Raw genomic sequence first — 26,007 nt, 5'->3', positions numbered from 1 at the left:
ATTGGGTCCCTGTCTATCAGGGCTTTAAACAGGCGGCCAAAGCGTTTGGCTGTGAGACGGTCTTTTCGGGGACACCTGATTAAGACATCACCAAACAGATCGCGTCGTTTGAGCAGGATCTTGTAAAGGCCCCCGCCGGCATTTTGTTGCACCCGATGCAGTCTGATCCGTTTATTGAGCCCATCAACCGTGCGATCGAAAACGGCACAGAGATCACCACCTTTGCGGCAGACTCTCCGAACTCAAACCGCACGGCCCATATCACCTCGGACAATCTGGCCGAGGCCAAGTTCGCGGCAGACGAGACCGTCAGCCAGATCGGTGACAGTGCCGAATATGCAGTGCTGGAAAACCCGGGCCAGTCCAATCACGCCCTGCGTGTAACGGCCCTGATTTCCTATATGGAGGACCACTATCCAAACATGAAGCTGGTTGGCCGTCAGGCGACCAATCAGGACCGCAATCCCGCCTATCGTGCGACCGCCTCTATCGTTCAGGCCAACCCCAATCTTGGCGCCATCTGGATCCCCGAAGCAGGCTCTGCCGAAGGCGCCGTTGCTGCCATCCTGGAAGCAAAAGCCGAGGTTCTGATCATGCATGCAGACGTGACCCCGGCAACCCTCGAACACATCAAGGCTGGCAACATCCATATGGCTTTGAACCCAAATCAGGGCATGCAGGGATTCATGGGCTTCTTGTCGGTGTTTTTTGCAGCGCACAGCGACGTGTTTGATCCGTTCAATGACTACAAGGTCTCGGGCTTTAATCCCATGCGGATCCCCTATGTGGACAATGGCTTTGCCGTGATCACGCAGGAAAACGCCGATAGCTTTGATCTGAACAGCTACATGGAAGGCCGTGACCCGAGCTAACCGGATCACGCCGCCTTATGTGTCGCCGGAGATCTGAATTTTCGGCGACACACCGCCCCCTTGCAACCTAGTTATGGCACCAGACCGATGACAGATGACTTACTTCTGAAAATTGCCAGGGTCTCAAAATCCTTTGGGCCGGTCCGCGCGCTGACTGAGGTGAATTTTGACCTGCGCAAAGGCGAAATTCACGCCCTGGCCGGGGAAAACGGTGCTGGCAAATCGACCCTCATGAATATCATTGACGGGATTTTGCAGCCAGACAGCGGCGAAATCCTCATCGACGGGGTGCCACAGAAAATCACCTCGCCGACACGCGCGCAGCAGCTTGGCATCGGATTTGTGCACCAGGAAATCGCGCTGTGCCCTGATGTGAGTGTCGCCGAGAACATCTTTATGTCCGCGACCAATGTCAGCCGGACCTTCACGATGGACTATCGCGGCCTACACGACAAAGCCGCCGAGGTTCTGGGGCGACTCTGCGCAATCTCACCCGCGACCATGGTGCGCGATCTGTCCATTTCCAACCAACAACTCATTGAAATTGCCAAGGCATTGACCCTGGATTGCCGCGTCTTGATCCTTGATGAGCCAACAGCGGCGCTGACTGAGAAAGAGGCGCAAATCCTGTTTGGCATCATGCGGGATCTGGCAGATCGGGGCATTTCAATCATCTATATCTCCCACCGGATGGTTGAGATATTTGACAATTGTGATCGCGTCACGGTGCTCCGCGACGGGCAGCATATCACCACACAGAATGTTGCGGATATCGGGCCCGGAGACGTGGTGAATGCCATGGTTGGCCGCGTCATTGACGACCTCTATCCCGATAAGCTCTCAGAGGTGGACAGATCCGACGAGGTGATCCTCGACGTCCGGCAACTGACAGACGGAAACCGTTTTCACGATGTCAGCTTTCAGCTGGAACGCGGCGAGATACTCGGAATTGGCGGCCTGATCGGCTCTGGCCGCAGCGAGATTGTCAAAGGTGTCTGCCGTCTTGAATGCGACGTGTCGGGGGAGACTTTTCTCAACGGGCAACCGCTGGCACCCAAAGATTACCAAGAGTGCATTGACTGCGGCGTCGTCTACCTTTCTGAAGACAGAAAAGGCGATGGCATTTTTCTCGACATGGCGATCTCGGCCAATGTGTCAGCTTTAAATCTGTCACAGGTCTCGTCGCGAACCGGTATCCTAAGTGGCACTGCAGAAGACGATCAGGCGGGTTCACTGGGCCGGAAACTGAACCTCAAATACGGGCGCCTGTCTGACCCGATCTCGTCCCTTCCGGGCGGCAATCAACAGAAGGTGGCAATCGCAAAGATGCTGTCGGTTGACCCGAAACTTATCATTCTTGATGAGCCGACCCGCGGTGTCGATGTCGGGGCAAAGGTCGAGATCCATCGCATTCTGCGCGAACTGGCATCAAGCGGAGTTGGGATTGTTGTTATCTCGTCCGAACTGCCGGAACTGATCGGGCTGTGTGACCGTGTGATGGTCGTGCGCGAGGGCCGCATCAGCGGCGACGTCAGGGGTGCGACCATGACAGAAGAAAACATTATGCAACTGGCATCAGTCACTGATGCTCCTGCAGCATGACGACGAATAGGGGACTATTGCGGTGAACAACTCGACTTTGGCACAAACAGATACTCAAGAAACGCGGGGCATATTAGGACGCGTTCTGCGCTTGCGCGAAACTGGACTGATTGCGATCATTTTGGTGTTGTTCATCGTGATGACCTTTGCCTCGCCGTATTTCCTGACATGGGTCAATATGCGGGCCATGGTTATGGCCTTCGCGATTGAGGGAATTGTGGTGATCGGCATGACCATCTTGCTGATCTCAGGCGAAATTGACTTGTCTGTCGGCTCGGTCACAGCGCTGTCCACGGTGGTCGCAGGATGGCTTTTTCTGGCAGGGATAGACCCCTGGGTTGCCTCGGCAATTGCCATCGCGGTCTGTACCGGCATTGGTGCGGTCATGGGGTATTTCGTAACCCGTGTGGGGTCGGTGCGCGATGTGTTCGACATTGCGCGCAAGGCGGATATTGCCCTGTTGGGCATCGGATCCATCCAGGCTGCCGGATCCAGCTATTACGACCTGAATCCTGTGCCCGAAGCAGATCGCAAAATGCTGGCCAGCTCCGGCGTTGTGGCAGAGCTCTTGGCGCATCTCATCCGTGATGACGGGGCCGTGGCTGACTACCCGCTCAACAACCGTTTGGTGGCGCTTGACCGGAGGCCGTCTCTGAGGCCCGTAAACGGCTCGTATTAGGAATGTGCGTTCGATGTTCTCACTGCGGAAAGCCGGAGGCATTAGTGACGGACAACGGCCCGGCTTTCCAATCGGAAGCGTTTACAAATTGCTGCCTCGATCTGCGCATCCAGGCCTTGCGGACACATGCGGGTGTGCCCGGTATGCGCGGCACAGGGGAGCGGATTTTCGGTACTTTGAGTACTGACTTGATGCCCCGCTTGGTTGGTCGCACATTCTCGAACTCAATCGAACGCGGCGATTATAAGTCGGAAGGCAGGGCTTGCCTGGACGCCGAGGATGTTGCCTTTGTTTTGGTTCGCTGGGTTGTCGATATCTACCATAACTCCCCGCACAGTAGCCTTGGTGGCCGCACGCCTTTGAAGCAATGGAATGAAGACATGGAAGACGGCAACTTCCCCCTGAGCGCTCTGCCGGACAGCGCATCCAAGCGGCTGGCCTTCGGCAAGCGTTTTGAGCGCAAGGTCTCGCAAGAAGGTGTTGTGCTCATGGGGGTCGCCCCACGCGCAAACTCACTGTGGGACCTATCCGGAGCGGCCATCCAGGTACGTGCAGAGGATCATCTCTGCTACGATCGATCGGCAGTCGTCAGAGCATCTGGAGAACAGAAGTTCGCAGCGCAACCCTCTTTCTATCAATATCGACCTTTGCATACTGTCGAAAAATGGTAGGTAATCCGCATGTCGAATGAAGAAGAGAAAATACGTATCGGCAAGATACGAGATGGCGCGTTGTCCATGCAGGTCGGAGATGAAAATGACGGCCCCATCTCTGGGATGGTAAGCGTTGCAAACATAGACATGTACATCATCAAGAAATGCGCGATTTACAGGACATTCTTAGCCGACGAGATCGACCCTGAGCGAACAAACTCAAACATCCCCAATGGATATCAAAAAATTGTTAGTCAGGGTTCAGAGTCTGAAACCGTTGCGCGAAGCTTTCTGACTGTAAACGTCTTGTTCAATTCCAATCAATTCGACGGTGAAATTGACTTGAAGCGTGTCATGGACCTTTCGATTGTGGTGATGAAAGAACTCTTGGCTGCACAGACAATCGAACGCGATCTGATTACTGAGCAAGAAAGGGCGCTTTCCGCATTCCAGCAGCCAAAACAGCGGTCCTTGGCGCTGCCATCAGTCGAAGGCCTCAATGAAAGTCTCAAGACTTTCGTACAGAAGATCGAACATGCCACTCAAGCTATCTTCGCCTTTACCCAGCAATTTTACGGTCATAGGGAAAAGATGTGGAATGGCTTCGAGACGGAGATCCAGCAACTCTACGGTGCCACAGATGAGTTTTCGAAATTTGTGGGTTCAATGACACCCTTTATGGTTTTCATCCGGAATTTGCGAAATTGTGTTGAGCATCCCAAGGGCGCCCAGCGTGTTGTTATTGAGGATTTTGCCATTACCGCTGTTGGCACGTTGACGACCCCCACAGTGGAGGTGGTGCATGCAGCGACTCCCCAACCAAAAATGGAGGTGAGCTCGTTCTTGCCGCAAGTCGCGGGTCAGATTTTGGATATCTTTGAGGTGTTGATGATCCATCTTGCCTCAAAGCACATAGCGCCGTTTGGTAAATTCGAAAAAACTGTTGGATTTCTTCCACCTGACCAAATTGCAGGGGACTCTAAGGTTCCTGCGTCCTACTTCATTTTTTTCAATGGTCGTTGGAACAAGGTGGGTTGAATCTCCATTCGTCAATAATCTGCCTGCATTTCGACAGTCGGTAAAAGCCAGAATGCAAATCGCGCACGATTTATTTGAGGCAGCTCGCCAGTCACTTTCATGCGTGACAGTGTAGAGGAATTTTCTTGAATTTTATAGACTTTCGGCGAGAGAACGAACACGCCTACTCAGCGTTGTTTTCTGAAACGGGATAAACGAACTTATGGGTTTGCCCAAGCATCTCGAAGCTGACATTCTCCATGATGTCGGTCTTTGAATTCTGGAGCTACAGATGCGTTTTGTCGAGAGAAACAGTACCTCCATCCCGAATGCACTCGTTTCAGAAGATGTGCGCCGGGCGGTTCGCGACGTCCACCGGTACCTCGACAGACCACAAGACGAACGCGGGCAACGACGCAGTCCATTTGAGGAAAACCTCGTATTCAACGACGCTGTTCGAAAGGCGTTAGGAGGTCTGTTCTTTGAAAAATGCGCCTACTGTGAGACTAACGTTTCCCTCGGCGAGGCGGGGATCGATCAGACTTTCGCCCGATACGCGTCTCAGACGAGAGACTGATCGATTATGGTCATTACGCTTGGCTGACGTATGACTGGGAGAACCTCTACCTCGTGTGCCCGGCGTGCAACTCGCTAAAGGGTGCTCGCTTCCCCGTAGACGGTCAACGCGGCAGGCCGTTCGCGACGGTCAACGAGACGAGATTGTCCGAAAGGCCAGCGCTTCTCGACCCCTGCCACGACAATCCGCGCCTGCATATCCGGATCAGGCCGGACGGCTCCTATGCGTCGCGATCCGGGCATGGACATGCCACCATCGACTTGTTCGACTTGAACCGTGATACTCTTGTCTGGGACCGTCACGAAGCAATTGAACACTTGAATTTTACGTTCCGAAACGGCGTTGACGGCGATAAGTTGAAAGCGGCGATCTCGCAAGACGCACCATATTCCGGTGCGAAGGTTCAATACGTTGCGTTGATCATTGAGGAGCTAACGGGACGTCGCCCGAACTGGAGCAGGAATGGGCCGGTGTTCGGTGGCGTGTTGGCCTCCTTACAGAATGTTGAGGCAGCCACTCTCAATAGGGCTATTGAAGGGCTACTCTATGAAGAAGGTAGAGCCGAGAGGGCTGTCGTTCCCGTGAGCCTGCCCGATCCCTCCACGAGGCAGCGTTTTTTACGCGATACTGAGTTTATCGCGGAACCTGCGCGCCAGACCTTAATACGTGAGATCAAGATATCCGATTTCAAGGGCATCGACGAGTTAACGATAAAGATGCCCGCGTTGCGTCCAGGGAAGGGTTCTGCGGGGGCGCTCATGTTGCTCGGCGAGAACGCTGTCGGAAAGACAACAGTCCTTGAAGCTATCGCCTTGTCGCTGCTGGGAGAATCGGACGCCGACGGCATGGTCCCAGCAGAAGATCTCTTGCGGCGGAAGGGGCGCGAACGTCAGGAGTTAGTTGAGCCGGACACCGCAACCGTCGAGCTCAGTTTCTACGATCGGTCCAACTCCGCAGTTTTGAAGATCGATCCTTTGCGTAGGCAACTGGAAGGTGGGCGGTCCGCGGTTGGGGTGGTCATCGCTTACGGTCCGAGACGATTTTCGGATGTCAAAACTAAATGGCATCACAAGCGATCCGCACGTATCGAGAGCTTGTTCCGTCCAGCTGTGCCCTTGGCTGATCCTACGTCGTGGCTAAGAGACATCGCAAAAGATGATGAAATTCGCTTCAAAGCAGTCGCGCGTGGGTTGCGTGAAATTCTGGCGTTGCGGGATGGTGATGAATTGGTTCTCGACGAGGCCATGGGGGTCTGTGTCTCGGTGCGGGGCCATCTTGAGCCTGTCAGGCGGCTAAGTGAAGGGTACCGGTCGCTCTTCGCCATGTCTGTCGACATGATGCGAGAACTCCTACATACGCAACCGGATCTGGAGGACGCGCGTGGCGTGGTCCTCATAGACGAAATTGAGACCCACCTTCACCCCCGCTGGAAAATGCGGGTCATGAGGGCGCTCCGGAAGGCTATGCCGAGGGTGACATTCATAGCGACGACTCACGACCCGCTCTGCCTACGTGGTATGGAGCAAGGCGAGGTCGTCGTACTCGCCAAAGACAGAAACCAGCATATCTATAAGCTGACGGATCTGCCCGACATCAGCGGCATGAGGGTCGAGCAGATTCTCACGTCCGACTACTTTGGGTTAAACAGCACAGCCGATCCGGAGACAGAAGCTCAGCTCACAGCCTATGTGGCTGCGCTTTCACGTGCACGGGCAGGTGACCAAGATGCGGATGAACGCACCACGCGTCTGGGTGCCACACTGCGCGAAACGCTGGTGCTCGGCGAGACGGCTGCGGACCAACTCGCCCAGGAGGCCCTTGAGCGCTTCTTAAAAGAACGGCACGATCTTTCATTGGTCGAACGGAGCAGTGCGCGGCTGGAGGTGGTCGAAGCTATGCTACGCGCTTTGCGACAGCCGTTGGAGGAGTAGATGCGCTACGTGGACAGATCTCTGGTTGGTGAGCCGGCAAGTCTGGCTGTTGACGCCTCTGATGGCGCGCGCGAGCGCGTTCGAGCGGAAGCACACTATGCACAAGTTCCGGAACCCAAGAATTCTTACAGTTTCAAAGCTTATAAGAACGACGACGTGAAAGACGCTTTGCGAACCCTTTTCCATGGCAAATGTGCTTACTGCGAAATCCGATATGAAGGCAGTCAGCCCGTTGACGTTGAACACTATCGTCCCAAAGGAGGGATCGAGGAAGTTCCAGGGCATCGTGGCTATTGGTGGCTGGCTGCGTCTTGGACGAACCTTTTGCCTTCTTGTATCGATTGCAATCGTCGACGCCGCCAAGTGTCTGCTGATTACGACATGTCTCCTGACGAACTGGAAGTGGCGCACGCCAATCTTGATAATGCTGAGCCCGGTGGGAAACAGAATGCGTTCCCAACGTTTGACGAAGTATGGGCCGAGCCTAATGAAGATTTGGAACAACTTGAAAAGCCGCTCCTTATCGACCCTACGAGGACAGATCCAAGTCAGTTTTTTGTCTGGCCGAACGCAGAGATTTCAGTGGTGCTGGCATCGCCGCAAGGTATGCAATCAGACTATCCTTGTGCAGAAATGTCGATCGACATTTATGCTCTAAACAGGATTGGTCTTGTCCAGGCTCGCCTTGAGATGAGGCAGGACTTGGATCTTCACTTGCAACTCCTGCGGATGAATGCCGAGGACGCGATGGCTGCGGATGGTGAACGGCGCGCGCAATTGATTAACCGTTTAACAGAGCACATTGTCGCTTTACGCAAACGGTATGAAGACCCAAAGCACGCGTTCTCGACTATGCTCAGCGCGCATCTCGACGCATTCGAAAATGAATTGGCGCAACTCTTGTATTAGATGTTGGCGCCAACTCGATCCTACCCATCAGGAGGTTGCTTCAACTTGAAGTCCGTCTCGAAGTGTAGTCTTTCCAAAGACTAACGGCCAAACTGTCTAAATGCCACGCATTGCATGAGTAGCAGCAATGAGAAAGCTGCAGCGCGGCATGCGTCCAAGCTGCGAATATATTCTGCGGGCCGATATTAACTTCTCGTCGCTCACGTCAGCCGATGGGCCCATAACCATATTTCTACAAATGTTCTTGAAGTGTCATGACATTCCTCACAGGCTCCCATGGCCTCTCCCACTCTCGAAAAGGGACCCGATGTACTTTCGCCTAATAATTTTCTGCGTTAGCCTGATCGCGCCGGTTTCTTCGTGGGCCATGGAGTTCTCAATAGAGAGGCTTGATCTACGGCCCATCCGACCGCCAACCCTGCACATCACGGCCACTGGCGAAATCCAGACAGGCGACACCGAGAAGCTGAAGAATACGATCGAAGGAGCTGATGTTTCAGATGTCAGGGACGTCCTCTTTATGTTTGACAGCCCTGGCGGTTCTCTGATGGAAAGCCTCAGGATGGGCGACTACATCGCCGACATCCCTGCAATCGTTTCCGCTCAGGTGGGCGCTTCAGATATGCCGGATGCGATATGTGCAAGCGCCTGCGTATACGCGTATATTGCTGCCGATTACCGCTATATCTCGAACGATGCGCGTATCGGTGTCCATCGGTTCGGCTTCACGGAAACGGATCTTGATGGCAATGAAGGTGCTGCAATCGGTCAAGCGGTCTCTGGAATTCTCTCCGAATACATCCGGAGCCACCGGGTGGAACCGGATCTGTTTGAGACGGTGTCCCTAATCGATCACAATGACATACTCTGGGTATCGCGGATTGATTTGGAAAAATGGCGCGTCGTCACCAACGGCATCTACGACGAGCAAGCCTCCTACATCAACCTGAACGGCAAGGTTGCACTGCGCATGAAGCAGGTTGCGATCACCGGAGACAGTTTCCTGACACTTTTCTGCACGAAAACCGGGGTTGCGGGAGTGGCGGATCTGCATGAGCCTGAACTCGCAGCCTACGGCACATTCGATCTGGGGATCGATGATGCATGGTACCCAGGAGACCGCTGGGAGGTCATCGACCGGTCAGATATGCGCGGCAAAGTCTTATTTGATATGCCCTCCAGCATTGCACAGGCCGCGATGAGAGCCGAGAAATTCGGCGCGAGGATTGTCTCGTCGGGCGGAGATTTGTTCTTCGGATTCCAGCAGATCATCCGAGACGGACTGCTGAACGAATTGATCCGCAGTTGCCCGATGCAGAACCAGATCGCGGTCCGGCCAATGATCGATCAGCACGCCACAGACTACCCAGGGGCAGATCTTACGACTGACGGCATACGCGATGTCAGCTTTGCACAGTGCAAGGCCATTTGCATGAAATCTGAGCAGTGCAACGCTGTGTCATACGTTCAAAACAGATCATGGTGCTGGCCCAAATCTGGCGTCGAGCGCCAACGGCCTACAGCGGGGGTGATTAGCGCGTTCAAGAGATAGCTCGCGGGAATGGCTTTGATCCAGGAAAATCCCGCAGCGCACGAGTGCGCCAAGGGACAGTGCCACGCAGGAAATCGAGGCAACGACGAAACGATTGGCGGAAACGCCCGCATCGCTTCCACATGACCGCTTTCAGGTCGCGGCACCGCAGAGCTTTAAGGCATCGCCAATTTCGGGAACGGGCCGTTGGTTACGTAGCCCCCGGGCTGCTACTCTTCCTTGCAGAACCCGATGTTTGCGAGTCATCGCTTGGTCAATTGAGGCTTGAAATCCGCAATGGATGTTGTTGTGGTATTTGGAGGGCCTTTTGCAGAGCCAACAAACCAGTACTCTTCTCACCAGTACACGTGCCGTGAGATAAAAATCAGTCCCGCCAAATTTTTTTCTTCGCGCTACTGGAAACTGGCCAATGTTGTCGTTGAAGCCAGAATGCGGCTCGTTTGCAGGTGCCAGAACCGGAAAAAACAAAAATTTGCAAATGCAGTGCAATTTCTGTGACTGGTTGCGGGCCACCTGCAAGTAATTGATTTAGTTTCGATAATCTTCACTTGTGCGAGCGACTGCAGCGGTTGGCAAAGAATGTCACTTGTGGGTTCATTCTCAGCGATCTGCCGCAACAAGGATTCGAGCTTTTCGGACAACACACAGCACTCATCGACAAATTTAGAAGTAGGATTAATCTGAGCAAAGAGATCGCACTCAATACGGTCCGGATCGCTGACGTGCTCCAGCGTCAGCAACTGGTGAAAGTCCACAAGTTGGCTGCTTTGAGCCTGTGTTAACCGCCGCGTGTGCCGGACAGCTTCACAGAGCAGGAACACGCGGGCACTGGCCGCTGGGCCACCAAGCCTGTGCGCAGCCAGAGCCAAAGCGGTCCCATGATCCCGGAGAAACCGGCGGACATGCACGAGGTTAGCGCAAGGCTGTTTGGTAGAGAAGGTTCTGTAGAAAGTCATCGGTGTCATCCCGAAAAATGCTGCGCCAATCGGCAGCTCAAGAAGCCTGTATCCTCCCTTCAAAGGGCAATCTGGCCAGACACGCTGTAGCAGCAGCATTGTCTATCGGTCTGGCATTTGTTGATGTTTGTTTTGGTTCGGCCTCACCAGAGTTTCCGGATCTTCGCGGCCTCCCAAGGGGGCCCGCGCAAGATCTGGAAATCAGGTGAGAGGGCTGCGGATGGAGTTATATAGTGTATCGACGCCACAAAATTTGTGGCTCTTTACCCCAGTCGCCTCAGTGTGCGATGCAATGACACGGCAATATTCTTGATGCCTTATGTCTTTTGCGCCGCCAGTTCACGCTTTTGGGTCTGTTTTGGCCAAAATTTCACATTCAACCAAAACCATTATAATTCAGTACGTTAGATGCCTATGGCAAAACTAATCCCGTTTCGTGGCAAACAAAACTGGGGGTTTTGGCATAACTATCCCCGCAAAGACAACAAAAGGGCTTAGTATCTCACCCGCCACATTTGGAATGGCCGCAGCTGCGGCAAGTCATGCAACCTTCAATCATCTGCATGTCAAACTGACCACAACTAGGGCATGCCTTGCCGCGGGGAACATTCAGGGCAACCACGTCAGCTTTGGGGTCGGATTTCAATGCCATCCCCTCCCCTTCCAGAAAGCCCGTCTTGACCATATGAGTCTCGATCACGCCACCAATGGCAGCCAAAATAGAGGGTATGTATTTGCCCTGCACCCAAGCACCGCCTCGTGGATCAAAGACCGCTTTCAGCTCCTCGACCACAAAGGAAACATCGCCGCCACGACGGAACACAGCCGATATCATGCGGGTCAACGCCAGCGTCCAGGCGTAGTGTTCCATGTTTTTAGAGTTGATGAAGACCTCAAAGGGGCGACGGTGGTCGCTGATGATTATGTCATTAATAGTCAGATAGATTGCGTGCTCAGAATCTGGCCATTTCAGCTTGTAGGTATGGCCTTCCAGGCTTTGTGGACGGTCCAGCGGCTCGGACATATAGACAACTTCGGCGCCATTCGCGCCCATGTCGCTTTCATGCGGCGCGCTTGCTGTCTCACCAGGTGCGGTATCGGCGCTTTCAGAGACCGACAGAACCGATCCGGTCACATCATTGGGGCGATAGGTGGTGCAGCCCTTGCAGCCCTGATCCCAGGCCTGCATGTAGACATCCTTGAAGTCATCAAACGAGATGTCTTCCGGGCAGTTGATGGTTTTGGAGATCGAGCTGTCGATCCATTTCTGTGCAGCGGCCTGCATCTTTACATGCGCCGAGGGCGGCAGGGTCTGGGCGTTGACAAAATAGTCCGGCAGCGCCTTGTCGCCAAATTTATCGCGCCACATCTGCACCGCGTAGTCGACCACTTCTTCTTCGGTGCGGCTGCCGTCTTTTTGCAGCACCTTGCGCGTATAGGCATAGGCAAAGACCGGCTCGATGCCTGATGATACGTTGCCCGCATAGAGGCTGATGGTGCCTGTGGGCGCGATTGAGGTCAGCAGCGCGTTGCGGATACCATGCTCGCGGATGGCGTCACGCACATCTTCGTCCATGTTCATCATATTGCCCGAGGCCAGATAGGCTTCGGCATCGAACAGCGGAAAGGGCCTTTTTCCTTTGCCAGATCCACCGACGCCAGATAGGCGGCGCGGGCGATCGCGTGCAGCCAGCGGTCGGTTTGACGCGCCGCCGCGTCCGAGCCATATTCCAGACCCAGCATCAAAAGGGCATCGGCCAGACCGGTGACCCCCAGGCCGATACGGCGCTTGGCCTTGGCCTCAGCCGCCTGCGCTTCCAGCGGAAACTTGGACACATCCACCACATTGTCCATCATGCGCACGGCTGTGGCGACCAGCTCTTGCATCGCGTCCTGGTTCAGCTCGGCATTGGCCTCAAACGGGTTTGAAACCAGACGCGCCATGTTGATCGAGCCAAGCAGGCAGGCACCATAGGGCGGCAGCGGCTGCTCACCACAGGGGTTGGTGGCGCAGATGTTCTCGATATAGCTGAGGTTGTTGGCCTTGTTGATGCGGTCGATAAAGATCACGCCGGGCTCGGCAAACTCATAGGTGGCCTGCATGATCTTGTTCCAACAGATCACGCGCCTGCACCGTGTGGTAGATCTTGCCGTCGAACTGCAGCTCCCAGGGGCCGTCCGCCTTGACCGCCTCCATAAAAGCGTCGGTGATCAGCACCGACATGTTGAACATGCGCAGACGGGCGGAATCGGATTTGGCGCTGATAAAGTCTTCGACATCAGGGTGATCACAGCGCATGGTCGCCATCATTGCGCCACGACGCGAGCCTGCGGACATGATGGTGCGGCACATGGCGTCCCAGACATCCATAAAGGAGAGCGGCCCGGACGCGTCTGCAGCCACACCTTTGACATCTGCGCCGCGCGGACGAATGGTGGAGAAATCATAGCCGATCCCGCCGCCCTGCTGCATGGTCAATGCAGCCTCCTTCAGCATGTCAAAGATGCCGGACATGCTGTCGGGCACTGTGCCCATGACAAAGCAGTTGAACAGCGTAACCTGGCGGGCAGTGCCAGCCCCTGCGGTAATGCGGCCTGCGGGAAGATACTTGAAATCTTCCAGCGCCTGGTAGAATTTCTCTTCCCAGACGGCGGGCTTGTCTTCTGCACGGGCGAGATCACGGGCAATGCGGCGCCAGCTGTCCTCTACGGTCACATCGATGGGAGTCCCGTCGGCACGCTTGAAACGGTATTTCATATCCCAGATCTGTGCGGCGATGGGGGCAGCAAAGCGGCTCATATAGTGATTCCTTAATAGATCGTGTATTGGTGCAGACTGGCGGCTTCGATACTACAGGCTGTGAGATATCCTCAACGGCGAAATTGCTGATCCTTGAGAAATAAATACCGAGTGTACCACAATATCTTGCTAGCAGCCACGGCCGAAACACTATATCAAGACATGGCTCTGGACGACTCTGTGGAGAAACTGTGGATAACTACATGAACCTGGTGAAGCTGTCTGTAGGCACGGAAAGCGTTGAAGGCCTGCAGGCCTGGCAGGAACAGTACCGCGCCCGGCTGCCCGAAGGCTTGCCACGCCATGTGACCCGCATGTGGCCAAAGCGAGAACCTGAGATCGTTCAAGGTGGCTCAATCTATTGGGTTATCAAGGGGCTAATCCAGTGTCGGCAACGGGTGGTACGCATGGATGAAGTTATTGGCGAGGATGGTATTCGCCGCTGCGCCATCATTCTGGACCCCGAATTGCACCGCACCTACACCGCGCCAAAACGTCCCTTTCAGGGCTGGCGCTACCTCAAGCCCGAAGACAGTCCCACCGATATGCCCCAGGGACGGGAGGCGGAAGAGCCGCTGCCACTGGAATTGTCCCAGGCCCTGGCAGAAATTGGCGTGCTCTAAGGCCATTCACGACACCTTTGGCGACACAGGGACCAAAGACAGACCCGCTAGGGTCTGAGAGCTGCATCGCGTGGCGCAGTCCCAGCCAGCAGGCGCAATCCACAGGACAAAAGGCAGCTCTCCCGCCCCGGAGGCGGGGATCAAAGATCCCCTTTCCGCGTTGGGCCCGGCCCCGCTGACGCGGGGCGGTTGCGCGCCCTCGCAGCGCAGTGGTCTTGCAGTGGTCTCGTGGCGCATTGTTGCCCGCCACCTCCCTTTGCAGATCATCCCTCCCTGCAAGAAAAAAGAGGCGCAGGCTGGCAGCCGCGCCTCTTTCGCAACACGTCTCTGATGCGTCATCGCACACAGAGCGGGAGCTAGCCGTCGATCAGGCCAGTCAACGCCTTCAGGGCGGCACGTTCTTCAGAAGAGTACTGCGCCGTGCGGCTGCGCCAAAGCGTCGCCTGACTCTGCAACACCAGACCGTCCGACAGCAATTTGAGGTGATTGGCCCGCAGGGTTTCGCCGGTTGAGGTAATATCCGCCACCATTTCAGCGGTTTCATTCTTTACCGTGCCCTCGGTGGCGCCCTGACTGTCGACCAGCTGATAGTCGGCCACGCCCGCCTCGGTCAAAAACTCGCGCACCAGCCGGTGGTATTTGGTGGCAATCCGCAAACGGTGTCCGTGTTGCAGCCGGAACGAGGCGGCAACCGCGTCGAGATCATCCAGCGTGTCCACATCAATCCAGCACTGCGGCACCGCCAAAATCAGATCCGCATGCCCAAAGCCCAGAGGCTCAAGCTCCTGCAACTGCTGCTCCCAGAGCGGCAGCTTTTCCTGCACCAGATCGGTGCCGGTGACGCCAAGGTGGATACGTCCGGCTGCCAGCTCACGCGGGATTTCACCAGCAGAGAGCAAAACCAGCTCCATGCCCTCGACGCCCTCAATCGCACCGGCATATTCGCGCTCAGAGCCGGTACGGGCCAGTGTCACGCCGCGCCTGGCAAACCAGTCAAAGGTTTTTTCCATCAGCCGCCCCTTGGACGGCACTCCCAGTTTCAGGCTCATGACTGACCCTCCTCGAGCATCAGCATCAGATCGGGACGCAGCACGCCGCCCACGGCGGGAATTTCCGCCCCCTGCCCCAGCTGCCGGGTCAGCGCATCATAGCGGCCACCGCTGGCGATGGGCGGCAGGTCCGGGCGGGCTTCGGCGTAAAAGCCAAAAACAAACCCGTCATAGTACTCCATCGACGTGCGGCCGTAAGAGGCCTCAAAATCAAGGGTATCAATGTCGACACCGCGTGATTTCAAAGCCGCCACCCGGGCGTCAAGCCGGTCAAGCGCCGGGGTGATCGCCGGAAGGTCCACCGCGATATCGCGCATCTGTTCCAGGGCAAAGGGCACGGTCTCCCGCACCGCCATCAGGGCCTCCAAGGCCAAGATCTCGTTCTCGGCAATTGGCGGCGCCGCCGCGTCGGCGCGCAAAAGATCCACCCGGGCGTTGATCTCCGCCTCACTGCGTTTCCCCAGCACCGTGGCAGAGCCCGTGAGCACCCCCTCGGAAGAGAGCAGTTTCAGACGGCTCTCGGGAATAGTGCTGCGACCGGCATAGCGATCCAGCAAGGAGCGAAACCGCCGTGGCCGCCAGATGTGACGCATCAGGGCCGACTTGCGCTTTGTCGTGGTATTCAGCCCCTCGACGGCGGCCATCAGGATACCGATATCGCCCGTCGCGGCCCGCAGCGGCAAGCCGCGCAACTGCAACGCAATCAAAGCAAAAACCTCGGCATCGGCGCCCGCGGGATCCGTCCGGTCAAAGACCTCATAGCCCACCTGCAGATATTCGCTGGAGCGGTCCGGATCCTGTTCCTGACGGCGAAACACCTCACCGGCGTAGGTGTAGCGCGCGGGCTCAGCGCCCTCCCGCATGTGCATCTGCACCACCGGCACGGTGAAATCCGGGCGCAGCATCTGCTCGCCGGCACCGCATCCGAGGTGACATAGGCGCGGGCGCGAATATCCTCGCCGTAGAGATCCAGCAAAGTGCCCGCCGGCTGCAGCAGAGGCGGATCCACCACCTGCCCGCCTGCGGCCTCAAAGGTCATGCGCAGCTTTGCAGCCAGCGCCAGTGTTTTGGAGCGATCCTGCATGATCTAGCCCTGACTCTCTATGATTTCGCGCACCTTGGCGACCAGATCGCCGCGCGGCACTTCAAACTGGCTGGGGCGCTCTTTCCACTCTTCCAGAGTGGCGCTTTCGGCAATCCTTGCCCCCAGGATCAGATCTTTGATCTGGATGACGCCCCGGTCTTTTTCATCTCCGCCCTCGATCACGGCAACCGGGGAGTTGCGTTTGTCCGCGTATTTCAGCTGGTTGCCAAAGTTCTTGGGATTGCCCAGATAGACCTCGGCGCGCAGGCCTGCGTTACGCAGCTCTGTCACCATGGCCTGATAGTCGGCCATACGGTCGCGGTCCATCACCGTAACCACAACCGGGCCTGTTGGCGTGGTGGTCAGACGACCCTTTTCGCGCAGGGCCGCCAGCAAACGGTCAACCCCGATAGAGACACCCGTGGCCGGAACTTCCTGGCCGGTAAAGCGCTTGACCAGATCATCATAGCGTCCACCGCCCGCAACAGAGCCGACCTGCCGCTTGCGGCCCTTCTCGTCCAGGATCTCAAAGGTCAGCTCGGCCTCGTAGACCGGACCGGTATAATAGCCAAGGCCGCGTACCACCGACGGGTCGATATCGATGCGATCAGCGCCATATCCGCCCGCGGCCAGCAGCTCACCGATCTGTTCCAGCTCGGCAATGCCATCGGCACCGATCTTGCTGTCGCCAATAGCGGCGCGCAGATTTGCCAGCGTGCCCGTAACATCCGCAGCCTTCGAGGTCAGGAAGGCCAGAACCGGTGCGGCCTGATCCTCGCTGAGACCAACCCCATCGATATAGGCGCCCGTGGCGTCAAGCCGCCCTTTGGTCAGCAGCTCACGCACGCCGGCCTCGCCAATTTTGTCGAACTTGTCGATGGTGCGCAGCACGTTATCTTTGATCGCCACGGCATCTTCACCAAGGCCCATGGCCTCGAGCACACCAATTGAGAACTTTGCGGTTATTCACCCGCACCAGATAGTCGCCGCGCGGAATGCCAACGGTTTCCAGCGTGTCCGACAGCATGGCGCAGATCTCGGCGTCAGCCGCCATTGAGGCCGTACCAACAGTGTCAGCATCGCATTGATAAAACTGGCGATAGCGGCCGGGGCCCGGCTTTTCATTGCGCCAGACCGGCCCCATCGCATAACGGCGATAAGGCGCCGGCAAATCGTTGCGGTGCTGGGCATAAACCCGCGCCAGCGGCGCTGTCAGGTCATAGCGCAGCGCCATCCAGTCGCCCTTGGTGCTGGCGGGGTCGTTCTCATCAACCTCCTGCCAGGCAAAGACACCGGCATTGGGGCGTTCGACATCGGGCAGAAACTTGCCCAGCGCCTCGACGGTTTCCACCGCAGCACTCTCCAGCGCCTCAAACCCGTAATGATGGTAGACAGCCGCGATGGTGCGCAGCATTTCAGAACGCTGTGTCACCTCTTCGCCGAAATAGTCACGAAATCCCTTGGGCGTTGCGGCTTTGGGACGGGGCTGTTTCTTGATCTTGGCCATGAAAAGGCCTCCTCACGGGTGGGTTTTGCTCATTTACTCGCCGCGCGGTCTAGCCCAAGCCGCCCCTGTGAGCAAGGTTGCACAAGCGGCGGCCTCTGGGCACTGCGGCCTCGGTCCCAGGCTTGCCTAGCTTTTGTCGGTAACACTGCCACGACAACTGGACGATGTGACAAATCCTTTGGCCTGTATCTTTGGGCCTCTATCTTGCTGGGGTCTGTGCCTTTGCGCATACCGCAGACTCCGCGCTCAGATCTTTGAGAAATCGCCCGAGCGGCCCAGCCCCGAGGCAAAGCGCTGCGCCCCGGCGCGTCCCTCTGCCAGAAAGGCCGAGGCCGAGCGCCATTCCCGGCGCAGGGCGGCCGCCAAAACAGCAGGGTCTTGTCGCGCGGACAAATGATCCGCCCGCATGCAAGCCTGCGGATAGCGGGTCAGATCCAGTGCCAGCTCTTGCGCCACAGACACTGCACGGCCCTGTGCACAGAGCCGATTGGCAAAACCACACTGATAGGCCTCGGCGGCCTCAAGCGGGCGACCCGTCAGGATCAGATCATTGGCGCGGCTCTGGCCCAAAATTTGTGGCAAACGCACCGTGCCACCATCAATCAAAGGCACCCCCCAGCGGCGACAAAAGACCCCGGCGACCGCTCCCTCGGCCATCACCCGCATGTCACACCAGGCGGCAAGCTCCATGCCGCCGGCCACCACTGGGCCCTCAATCGCGGCGATCACCGGTTTCGACAGCATCAACCGCGTCGGCCCCATGGGACCGGGACGGGGGTCGTGCATCGGATCTCGCCAGCCCTCGGGAATGTCCAGACTGGCAAGCCAGTCATCCGAGCCGCCAGCCCCGGCGGATTTCAGATCAAACCCTGCACAGAAATAGCCGCCCGCGCCGGTGAGCACAGCTACCTGCGCCTCCGGGTTGGCCTCAAACGCGATAAAGGCGGCATAGAGCGCCCGCGCTGTTGCCGGATCCACCGCGTTGCGCAGCTCTGGTCGGCAGATCGTAATGGTGGTGACCCCCTGCGCATGGCTGACGCTCACCAACGGGTGTGAAGTCTCGGTCTGCCGCATCGTCGCTCTCCTCATAGCGGCGCAATCTTTGCACCCGCATACCATCCTGCGCCTGTTGCCCATAGACCGGCAAGCGCAAGCCCCCTATGACGTGGCATCACGTGGCGCAGCCAAGGAGAACATGATGCAAGCTTTGGAAGAACAAATTGCCCATCTTACCCGCACAGTCGAAGAGTTGAGCGACGTCGTTGCCGGTCAACAGGACGAAATTTCCCGTCTCAGCACGCGGGTGCGGATGCTGATGGAACGTGAAGCCGGGCGCGAACAGGCCGGCGGCGGCGCGCATGTCTTTGGGGGACGAGCCCCCGCCACATTATTGACTTTTCAGGGGTGGGGGCGAGTTGCCACAACTGCCCCCCGCCTTGCCATTCCCAGCCAGTATGGCCCCCAGTATAGCCCCCCAAGTAAGGCCCGCCTTGCAGGCCGCCTGTGAGGTTTCCGGGGCGTGGCGCTGTAGACGCTGCAGCTAACACCCCGTGTTGCGGCAAGATTCTGCTGATGCCTCTCAAAAGAGAGGCGCGTGCTTGGTTGCGCTAGTATCTGTTTAGGAAACGCCCCAATATACAACAGTATAGCCCGTCCACGAAAGCTTTGGCGATGGAACACCATTCAACCGATCCTAAGCAGCGGCTCACCGTGATCGGCTGGCATGAGCATATCAGCCTGCCCGACCTGGGTCTTTTGAACTTTGCCGTAAAAGTAGACACCGGAGCGAAGACCACGGCGCTGCATGCGGATGACATTGAGACCTTCTACAAGGGAAGCGTAAAATGGGTGCGGTTTCTCCGCCCTGAAATCCCAGGCACGCCAGCCAGAACTTGTGAATTTCCCGTTTTCACAAAACGCGACATCACCAATACCAGCGGCAAACCAGAAACAAGGATTGTGATCCGGACACCGATGGTGCTGGCAAAACGCAAATGGAACATAGATATTTCCCTCACCGACCGTGGGTCTATGCGTTTCCCGCTCATATTGGGGCGCCGCGCATTGCGGGGCCGCAACATCGCTGTTCACCCAGGTAAATCATATCTCGTCAGTGACGAATTTAACCTCAAAGGACCAAAGCCATGAAAATCGCAATGCTGGCCCGCAATGCAGAGCTTTATACCCACAAACGTCTCAAGGCTGCAGCCGAAGAGCGTGGGCATGAGCTGGATATCATCGACACGCTGCGCTGCTATATGAACATCGCGTCGCGGCGTCCGGAAGTGTACTACAATGGCGAAAAACTTGTTGGATATGATGCGGTTATTCCGCGTATTGGCGCCTCGGTGACCTTCTATGGCATGGCTGTATTGCGTCAGTTTGAGATGCAGGGTGTCTACCCTCTGAATGAAAGCGTCGCGATTGGCCGCTCACGCGATAAACTGCGCTCGATGCAGCTGTTGGCGCGCGACGGTATTGGCCTGCCGGTGACCACATTTGCCCATGACCCCAAACAGACCGAAGAAGTGCTTGAGCTTGCCGGTGGCGCACCGGTGGTGATCAAGCTGCTGGAAGGCACACAGGGCATCGGGGTTGTTCTTGCCGACACCAAGCGTTCGGCCAAATCTGTGGTTGAGGCCTTTCGCGGCGCAGGCGTCAATATCCTGCTGCAGGAGTTCATCAAAGAGGCAGGCGGCACCGACATTCGTGCCATTGTGGTTGGCGGCAAGGTCGTGGCCTCGATGAAGCGCACCGGGGCGGAAGGTGACTTCAGATCGAACCTGCACCGTGGTGGCTCAGCCGAGTTGATCAAACTGTCACCAGAAGAGCGCTCAACAGCCGTCAGGGCGGCAAAATCTATGGGGCTGAACGTCTGTGGCGTAGACATGCTGCGGGCCAATCATGGTCCTGTGGTGATGGAGGTGAACTCCTCGCCGGGCCTTGAGGGCGTCGAAAAGGCCACCGGTCTCGATATCGCGGGCAAGGTCATCGACTACATTGCCAAAAACGCCAAACCCAACGCAACCAAGACCAAAGGCAAGGGATGAAAAAGAAGCGTCCAGGTTTTGAACTTGCCGGCGAGACTGTCGACGCAGGCAGCCGGAAGACCGTCAACATTCCCGTCAGTACGCTGTCGGATCATACGCCCGTTACCCTGTCGGCCCATGTCATTCATGGGCGGCAGGACGGGCCGACGATTTTTGTCAGCGCAGGCATCCACGGCGATGAGGTCATCGGGGTCGAAGTGGTTCGCCGACTTTTACGCAGCAAAAACCTGAAGCGATTGCGCGGCACCCTTATTGTGGTGCCGATCGTCAACACCTTTGGGTTCCTCAACCACTCACGGTATCTGCCAGACCGCCGCGACCTGAACCGCTGTTTTCCCGGATCCCCCCATGGCTCGCTCGGCTCACGCCTGGCGCATATTTTCCTCAATGAAATTGTGGCGCGCTGCTCTTTGGGCATCGATCTGCACTCTGCTGCAATCAACCGGATGAACCTGCCGCAGGTGCGGGTCTCGGCAAACAATCGCGACACTTTGGATTTGGCCCATGTGTTTGGCGCACCCGTCATTCTGACCAGCGCGCTGCGCGATGGCAGTCTGCGCCAGGAGGCCAAAAAGATCGGCGTCGATGTCCTGTTGTACGAAGCTGGCGAAGGGATGCGGTTTGATGAAATGTCGGTGCGGGCCGGTGTTGCCGGTATTTTGCGCGTCCTGAAAAGCACCGGTATGTTGCCCCTGGCTGGCATCGCCGGACCAAAGGCGAAATCTCTGCTGTGTTCAGACAGCCACTGGCTGCGCGCTCCCACCGGTGGCCTGCTCCGCATGTTCAAGGCCGAGGGCGATGTGGTGCAAGAGAACGAGGTTGTCGCAGCTATTTCAGATCCCTTTGGCGACGGTGAGGTCGAGGTTGTGACCCGCTACAGCGGTATCATTGTGGGGCGGGCTGTCATGCCCGTTGTGTATGAGGGTGACGCCTTGATCCACGTTGCTGCTGTGAAATCCTCGGATATTGCCGAGGCTGCGGTGGGAGATCTTGCGACCCAGCTGGAAGAGGCGCCGCTGTTCGACGAGGATGAGATCATTTAGCAAACCGGCACGCCCCAGACTGCGGAAAACTGGACTGCGGCACTTTAAACTGCGGAAACCTGGCGCAGAGCACCAGAGTATCCGGGCCAGAAACACCTATAAACGATGTCGTCGCCCTATGCTGCAATGCTGGGCGACGATACTCCGCGTGCAACAAACCCGTCTCAGACACGGCTGAAACAGGCCGCCTGCTTCAGATTTCCTCCACCTCCATCACGCCTTGCAGCGATTTGATCGCCCCCTTGATCTGTGGGTTGATCGGAAAGGGCTGGCCCAGATCCATCTCGACGTCTCCGGGCAAGCCGGGCGCCTGCAGATAGAGGTAGACAGCGCCGGGGCTGGCATTGCGGGCTGCGGATTTGGCATCCTCCAGCACGGTGGCCACAGTGCTGATGGCCGCGACATCATCCAGATAGATCCGCAAACTGCTGCGCCCCGCATCGGCAATGGCCGCATCCGCCGGCCCGGCAGAGCGCATCAGCAGTTTCAGCTGGTCGCTCTCCATGGTTGCCTCGGCGGTGATTACAACCTTTGAGCCGGTATCGAGAAACTCGCGGCTTTTCTCCAGCACATCCGAAAAAATGGTGACTTCATAGCCACCGGTGGTGTCAGACAGCTGGGCAAAGGCAAAGCGGTTGCCACGGGGGTTTTTGCGCTCTTGCCGCCCCGCCACAACCCCGGCCATTTGGCCATAAAAGTGCCGCGCTCAGCCTTTGCCATGACCTCCGTCCAGGGTCAGCACATCCTTGCGCTTCAAGGCCGGCATATAGTCGTCCAGCGGATGCCCCGAAAGGTAAAAGCCAATCGCTTTGAACTCTTCGTTGAGGCGCTCTGCGGGCAGCCAGTCCGGGGTGCCTGCCAGACGGGGCTCTGGCAGATCATCGCCCGCCTCGCCAAACAGCGACACCTGATTGGAGTTCTTCTGTTCATGGATCGCAGCGGAATAGCCCACCAGCCCTTCAAGGCTGTCAAACACCCGGCGGCGGTTGCGATCCAGCTGATCAAAGGCGCCAGCACGGGTCAGCATTTCCAGCGGCCGCTTGCCTACCTTCTTGAGGTTCACCCGGCGGGCAAAGTCGAACAGGGTGGCAAAGGGACGCTCGTGGCCGTCCTCGCGCCGCGCCTCAGCCACCAGCCGCATCACGTCAAGGCCGACGTTTTTCAGCGCGCCCAGCGCGTAGACCAGCTCTCCTTTGACCACGTTGAACGTCGCCTCCGAGCGGTTCACGCAGGGCGGAACATAGGGCAGCCCCAGCCCCTTTTTGACCTCTTCAAAATAGGTCGCCAGCTTATCCGTCAGATGGATATCGCAGTTCATCACGCCGGCCATGAATTCAACCGGGTGGTTCGCTTTCAGCCAGCCTGTCTGATACGAGACCACCCGCATAGGCGGCAGCGTGTGATTTGTTAAAGCCGTAGTTGGCGAATTTCTCCAGAAGGTCAAACACCTCCGAAGCCTTTTTTGCAGGCACACCGTTTTCGGCGGCCCCTTTTTCAAACTTGGGCCGCTCGGCATCCATCGCCTCTTTGATCTTTTTACCCATGGCCCGGCGCAAAAGGTCAGCGCCGCCAAGCGAGTAGCCCGCCATCACCTGAGCAATTTGCATCACCTGCTCCTGATAGACGATAATGCCCTGGGTCTCTTCCAGAATATGGTCGATCAGAGGGTGCACCGACTCGATTTTTCGCAGGCCATTCTTGACCTCGCAATAGGTCGGGATGTTCTCCATTGGCCCCGGCCGGTACAGCGCCACAAGCGCCACGATGTCCTCGATACAGGTCGGCTTCATGCGCTTGAGCGCATCCATCATGCCACTGGATTCCACCTGTAACACCGCCACCGTCTTGGCGGCTGAGTAGAGTTTATAGGTCGGCGCGTCATCCAGCGGAATGGCGTTGATCTCGTTCACAGCGCCTTCGGGTGGCTCATACAGCTGGGTGCCGTCGGCGGCAGTATGCAGATCGCGCCCGGACTGTTTGATCAGATCCACCGCGTTCTGAATAACCGTAAGGGTTTTCAGACCCAAAAAGTCAAACTTGACCAGCCCGGCCTGCTCAACCCATTTCATGTTGAACTGGGTCGCGGGCATATCGGATCGCGGATCCTGATAGAGCGGCACCAGCGCATCCAATGGCCGGTCGCCAATCACCACCCCCGCCGCGTGGGTCGAGGCATTGCGCAACAGGCCTTCGACCTGCTGACCATAGGTCAAAAGGCGTGTCAAACCCGGCTCGTTCTTGGCTTCTTCCCGCAGGCGCGGCTCGTCCTCCAGCGCCTTTTCAATCGAGACGGGTTTGACACCTTCCACGGGGATCATCTTTGACAGGCGGTCAACCTGACCATAGGGCATCTGCAACACGCGCCCAATGTCGCGCACCGCCGCCTTGGACAACAAGGCACCAAAGGGGATGATCTGGCCCACCTTGTCGCGACCATATTTCTGCTGCACGTATTTGATCACCTCTTCGCGGCGATCCATGCAAAAGTCGATATCAAAGTCGGGCATCGACACCCGTTCCGGGTTTAGAAACCGCTCAAACAGCAGGGAATAACGCAGCGGGTCCAGATCGGTCACCGTCAGCGCATAGGCCACCAATGAGCCCGCACCCGAGCCCCGCCCCGGCCCCACCGGAATGCCGTTTTCCTTGCTCCAGTGGATAAAGTCGGCAACGATCAGAAAGTAGCCGGGAAACCCCATGCCCTCGATGATGTCGAGTTCAAAATCAAGCCTCTCCTGGTATTTTTCGGGCGTCACCGCATGCGGGATGACCGCCAGACGATTTTGCAGCCCCTCATTGGCCTGACGCCGCAGTTCAAGCACTTCGTCATCGGCAAACTTTGGCAGGATGGGGTCACGCAAATAGGCCATAAAGCCACAGCGCTTGGCGATTTCGACTGTATTTTCAATGGCCTCTGGCAGATCCGCAAAGAGCGTCACCATCTCCTGCTGGCTTTTGAAATAATGCTGCGCGGTCAGGCGGCGGCGCGGCTCTGACTGGTCGACATAGGCGCCTTCCGAGATACAGATCAGCGCATCATGCGCCTCATACATCTCGGTTTTCGGAAAATAAACGTCATTGGTGGCCACCAAGGGCAGATCCATCGCATAGGCCATCTCCACATGGCCACGCTCTGTCAGTTTTTCCGCCTCGGGCTGGCCATCCTCGCCGGGAAGGCGCTGCAGCTCGACATAGAGCCGATCAGGAAACATCGCCTTGAGGCGCTGCAACAGCGCCTCGGCTGCCGGACGCTGACCCTGCTGAAGCAGCTGCCCCACAGGGCCCTCGGGCCCACCCGTGAGGCAGATCACCCCCTCGTTCAGCCCCTCCAGCTCGTCCAGCGTCACCTGCGGCAGCTGGTGCCCCTTGTCCACATAGAGGCAGGAGGAGATCTTCATCAGATGCTCGTAGCCGCGCTCGGACTGCGCCAGCAACACCACCGGCGCGGGCAGCCTGGGCCGCTCGCCCGGTTCTGCCTGCTGAAAGGTGAGATCAACCTGACAGCCCAGGATCGGCTGAATGCCGGCCTTTGACAGGGTCACCGAGAATTCCAGCGCCGAGAACATGGCATTGGTATCGGTGACCGCAATTGCGGGCATGTCGTTGGCTTTGCACAAATCCGGCAGCTTTTTCAGGCGCAAGGCACCTTCCAGCAGCGAGTATTCGGTATGGGTGCGCAGGTGAATGAATCGCGGAGAATTGGTCATGCTGGCAAGCTATCGCATCCCTGCAGCAAGGATAAGAGCCGATCTTACGCGGCACCACCACAAAGCCGCAGCCGGGCTGCATTTTTGTGGAATTTTCGTGGCGCTGCGAAACTCAGCAGTTTTGCATCTTCGCGAGGCATTTTTCATCACAAAAACCTAATAAGGCCCGCATCATTATCAAACATGTTTTGAAAGTCTTACTTTGCCCAGCCGGTTTCAGGCGCCTCATACGACAGGAAATGCTTTAATACTAACGGCATGCCCCGGCATACGGAAATATTGTTGCGCTGCGGCAATCTTACATGGCAGAGTCGCTTTTTCTTGCCAGAACAAGCTGCTGCTCCCTAGGCTAAGGGCAGCAAGCAGCAAAAGGCCCGCCAGTCTTTCTACGTCGCA

General features: G+C 57.1%; 16 protein-coding genes and 5 pseudogenes. 14 read left to right on the top strand and 7 right to left on the bottom strand.

Going from position 1 to position 26,007, the window contains the following annotated elements; translation table 11 throughout:
• Nucleotides 1-86: 86 nt before the first annotated feature.
• The 8 genes from B4968_RS14070 to B4968_RS14025 all read left to right on the top strand — a co-directional run bounded on the left by B4968_RS14070 (nt 87) and on the right by B4968_RS14025 (nt 9,792).
• Nucleotides 87-872, top strand: coding sequence for a substrate-binding domain-containing protein (locus B4968_RS14070; RefSeq protein ID WP_338153275.1), 786 nt, complete (start codon nt 87-89; stop codon nt 870-872).
• Nucleotides 873-959: 87 nt separating this feature from the next.
• Nucleotides 960-2,474, top strand: a complete 1,515-nt coding sequence (locus B4968_RS14065; RefSeq protein WP_083099938.1) for a sugar ABC transporter ATP-binding protein — start codon at nt 960-962, stop codon at nt 2,472-2,474.
• A gap of 91 nt (nt 2,475-2,565) precedes the next feature.
• Nucleotides 2,566-3,153 (top strand): sugar-binding domain-containing protein, encoded by a 588-nt coding sequence (locus tag B4968_RS23670; RefSeq protein ID WP_083099935.1) that lies wholly within the window; start codon nt 2,566-2,568, stop codon nt 3,151-3,153.
• Between the two features lie 2 nt (nt 3,154-3,155).
• Nucleotides 3,156-3,824, top strand: coding sequence for a TnsB C-terminal domain-containing protein (locus tag B4968_RS14055; protein ID WP_083099933.1), 669 nt, complete (start codon nt 3,156-3,158; stop codon nt 3,822-3,824).
• Between the two features lie 9 nt (nt 3,825-3,833).
• Nucleotides 3,834-4,844, top strand: a complete 1,011-nt coding sequence (locus tag B4968_RS14050) for a hypothetical protein (RefSeq protein ID WP_083099931.1) — start codon at nt 3,834-3,836, stop codon at nt 4,842-4,844.
• Between the two features lie 699 nt (nt 4,845-5,543).
• Nucleotides 5,544-7,331, top strand: a complete 1,788-nt coding sequence (locus B4968_RS14040; RefSeq protein ID WP_139792843.1) for an AAA family ATPase — start codon at nt 5,544-5,546, stop codon at nt 7,329-7,331.
• Nucleotides 7,332-8,240, top strand: a complete 909-nt coding sequence (locus tag B4968_RS23145; protein WP_139792842.1) for an HNH endonuclease family protein — start codon at nt 7,332-7,334, stop codon at nt 8,238-8,240. It begins immediately after the preceding gene.
• A gap of 307 nt (nt 8,241-8,547) precedes the next feature.
• Entirely contained in the window at nt 8,548-9,792 is a 1,245-nt protein-coding gene (locus B4968_RS14025; RefSeq protein WP_139792840.1) for a PAN domain-containing protein, read from the top strand.
• 392 nt (nt 9,793-10,184) lie between these two features.
• Here the strand turns inward: B4968_RS14025 and B4968_RS23140 are convergent, their stop codons facing one another.
• Complete coding sequence (locus B4968_RS23140) at nt 10,185-10,847, bottom strand: hypothetical protein (protein WP_139792838.1); 663 nt, start codon at nt 10,845-10,847, stop codon at nt 10,185-10,187.
• A gap of 403 nt (nt 10,848-11,250) precedes the next feature.
• Nucleotides 11,251-13,548 (bottom strand): annotated as a pseudogene (locus B4968_RS14010) (adenosylcobalamin-dependent ribonucleoside-diphosphate reductase).
• A gap of 191 nt (nt 13,549-13,739) precedes the next feature.
• Here B4968_RS14010 and B4968_RS14005 point away from each other — a divergent pair.
• Complete coding sequence (locus B4968_RS14005) at nt 13,740-14,171, top strand: DUF1489 family protein (protein WP_083099909.1); 432 nt, start codon at nt 13,740-13,742, stop codon at nt 14,169-14,171.
• 356 nt (nt 14,172-14,527) lie between these two features.
• Here B4968_RS14005 and hisG read toward each other — a convergent pair whose 3' ends face one another.
• From hisG to B4968_RS13980, 4 genes and pseudogenes are all read right to left on the bottom strand, one after another.
• Entirely contained in the window at nt 14,528-15,220 is a 693-nt protein-coding gene (hisG, locus tag B4968_RS13995; RefSeq protein ID WP_083099903.1) for an ATP phosphoribosyltransferase, read from the bottom strand.
• A pseudogene (locus tag B4968_RS13990) lies at nt 15,217-16,304 on the bottom strand (ATP phosphoribosyltransferase regulatory subunit). Before B4968_RS13990 ends, hisG begins: the two are co-directional and overlap by 4 nt.
• A gap of 3 nt (nt 16,305-16,307) precedes the next feature.
• Nucleotides 16,308-17,811: pseudogene (hisS, locus tag B4968_RS13985) on the bottom strand (histidine--tRNA ligase).
• Nucleotides 17,812-18,057: 246 nt separating this feature from the next.
• A complete protein-coding gene (locus B4968_RS13980) occupies nt 18,058-18,885 on the bottom strand; it encodes a crotonase/enoyl-CoA hydratase family protein (protein WP_083099900.1) in 828 nt (275 codons plus the stop codon).
• 124 nt (nt 18,886-19,009) lie between these two features.
• Between B4968_RS13980 and B4968_RS13975 the strand changes: the two are divergent.
• The 4 genes and pseudogenes from B4968_RS13975 (at nt 19,010) to B4968_RS13960 (ending at nt 21,904) form a co-directional block, all read left to right on the top strand.
• A pseudogene (locus tag B4968_RS13975) lies at nt 19,010-19,205 on the top strand (SlyX family protein).
• A gap of 277 nt (nt 19,206-19,482) precedes the next feature.
• Entirely contained in the window at nt 19,483-19,959 is a 477-nt protein-coding gene (locus B4968_RS13970; RefSeq protein ID WP_083099897.1) for an ATP-dependent zinc protease family protein, read from the top strand.
• Nucleotides 19,956-20,861, top strand: coding sequence for a 30S ribosomal protein S6--L-glutamate ligase (gene rimK / locus B4968_RS13965; protein WP_083099895.1), 906 nt, complete (start codon nt 19,956-19,958; stop codon nt 20,859-20,861). Before B4968_RS13970 ends, rimK begins: the two co-directional genes overlap by 4 nt.
• Complete coding sequence (locus tag B4968_RS13960; RefSeq protein WP_083099892.1) at nt 20,858-21,904, top strand: succinylglutamate desuccinylase/aspartoacylase family protein; 1,047 nt, start codon at nt 20,858-20,860, stop codon at nt 21,902-21,904. The genes rimK and B4968_RS13960 overlap by 4 nt, the downstream gene beginning before the upstream one ends.
• 193 nt (nt 21,905-22,097) lie before the next feature.
• On the opposite strand, the pseudogene dnaE reads toward B4968_RS13960, so the two are convergent.
• Nucleotides 22,098-25,611, bottom strand: a pseudogene (dnaE, locus tag B4968_RS13955) (DNA polymerase III subunit alpha).
• Between dnaE and B4968_RS23550 the strand changes: the two are divergent.
• Nucleotides 25,610-25,771: a hypothetical protein gene (locus tag B4968_RS23550; protein WP_161492594.1), complete on the top strand. Its 162-nt coding sequence runs from the start codon at nt 25,610-25,612 to the stop codon at nt 25,769-25,771. The pseudogene dnaE and the gene B4968_RS23550 overlap by 2 nt on opposite strands.
• Nucleotides 25,772-26,007 lie beyond the last annotated feature (236 nt).

The organism is Pseudophaeobacter leonis (assembly GCF_002087335.1).
GTDB classification, from domain to species: domain Bacteria; phylum Pseudomonadota; class Alphaproteobacteria; order Rhodobacterales; family Rhodobacteraceae; genus Pseudophaeobacter; species Pseudophaeobacter leonis.
The sequence above is the reverse complement of the archived record's forward strand: the minus strand, read 5'-3'. Positions and strand labels throughout refer to the sequence as shown.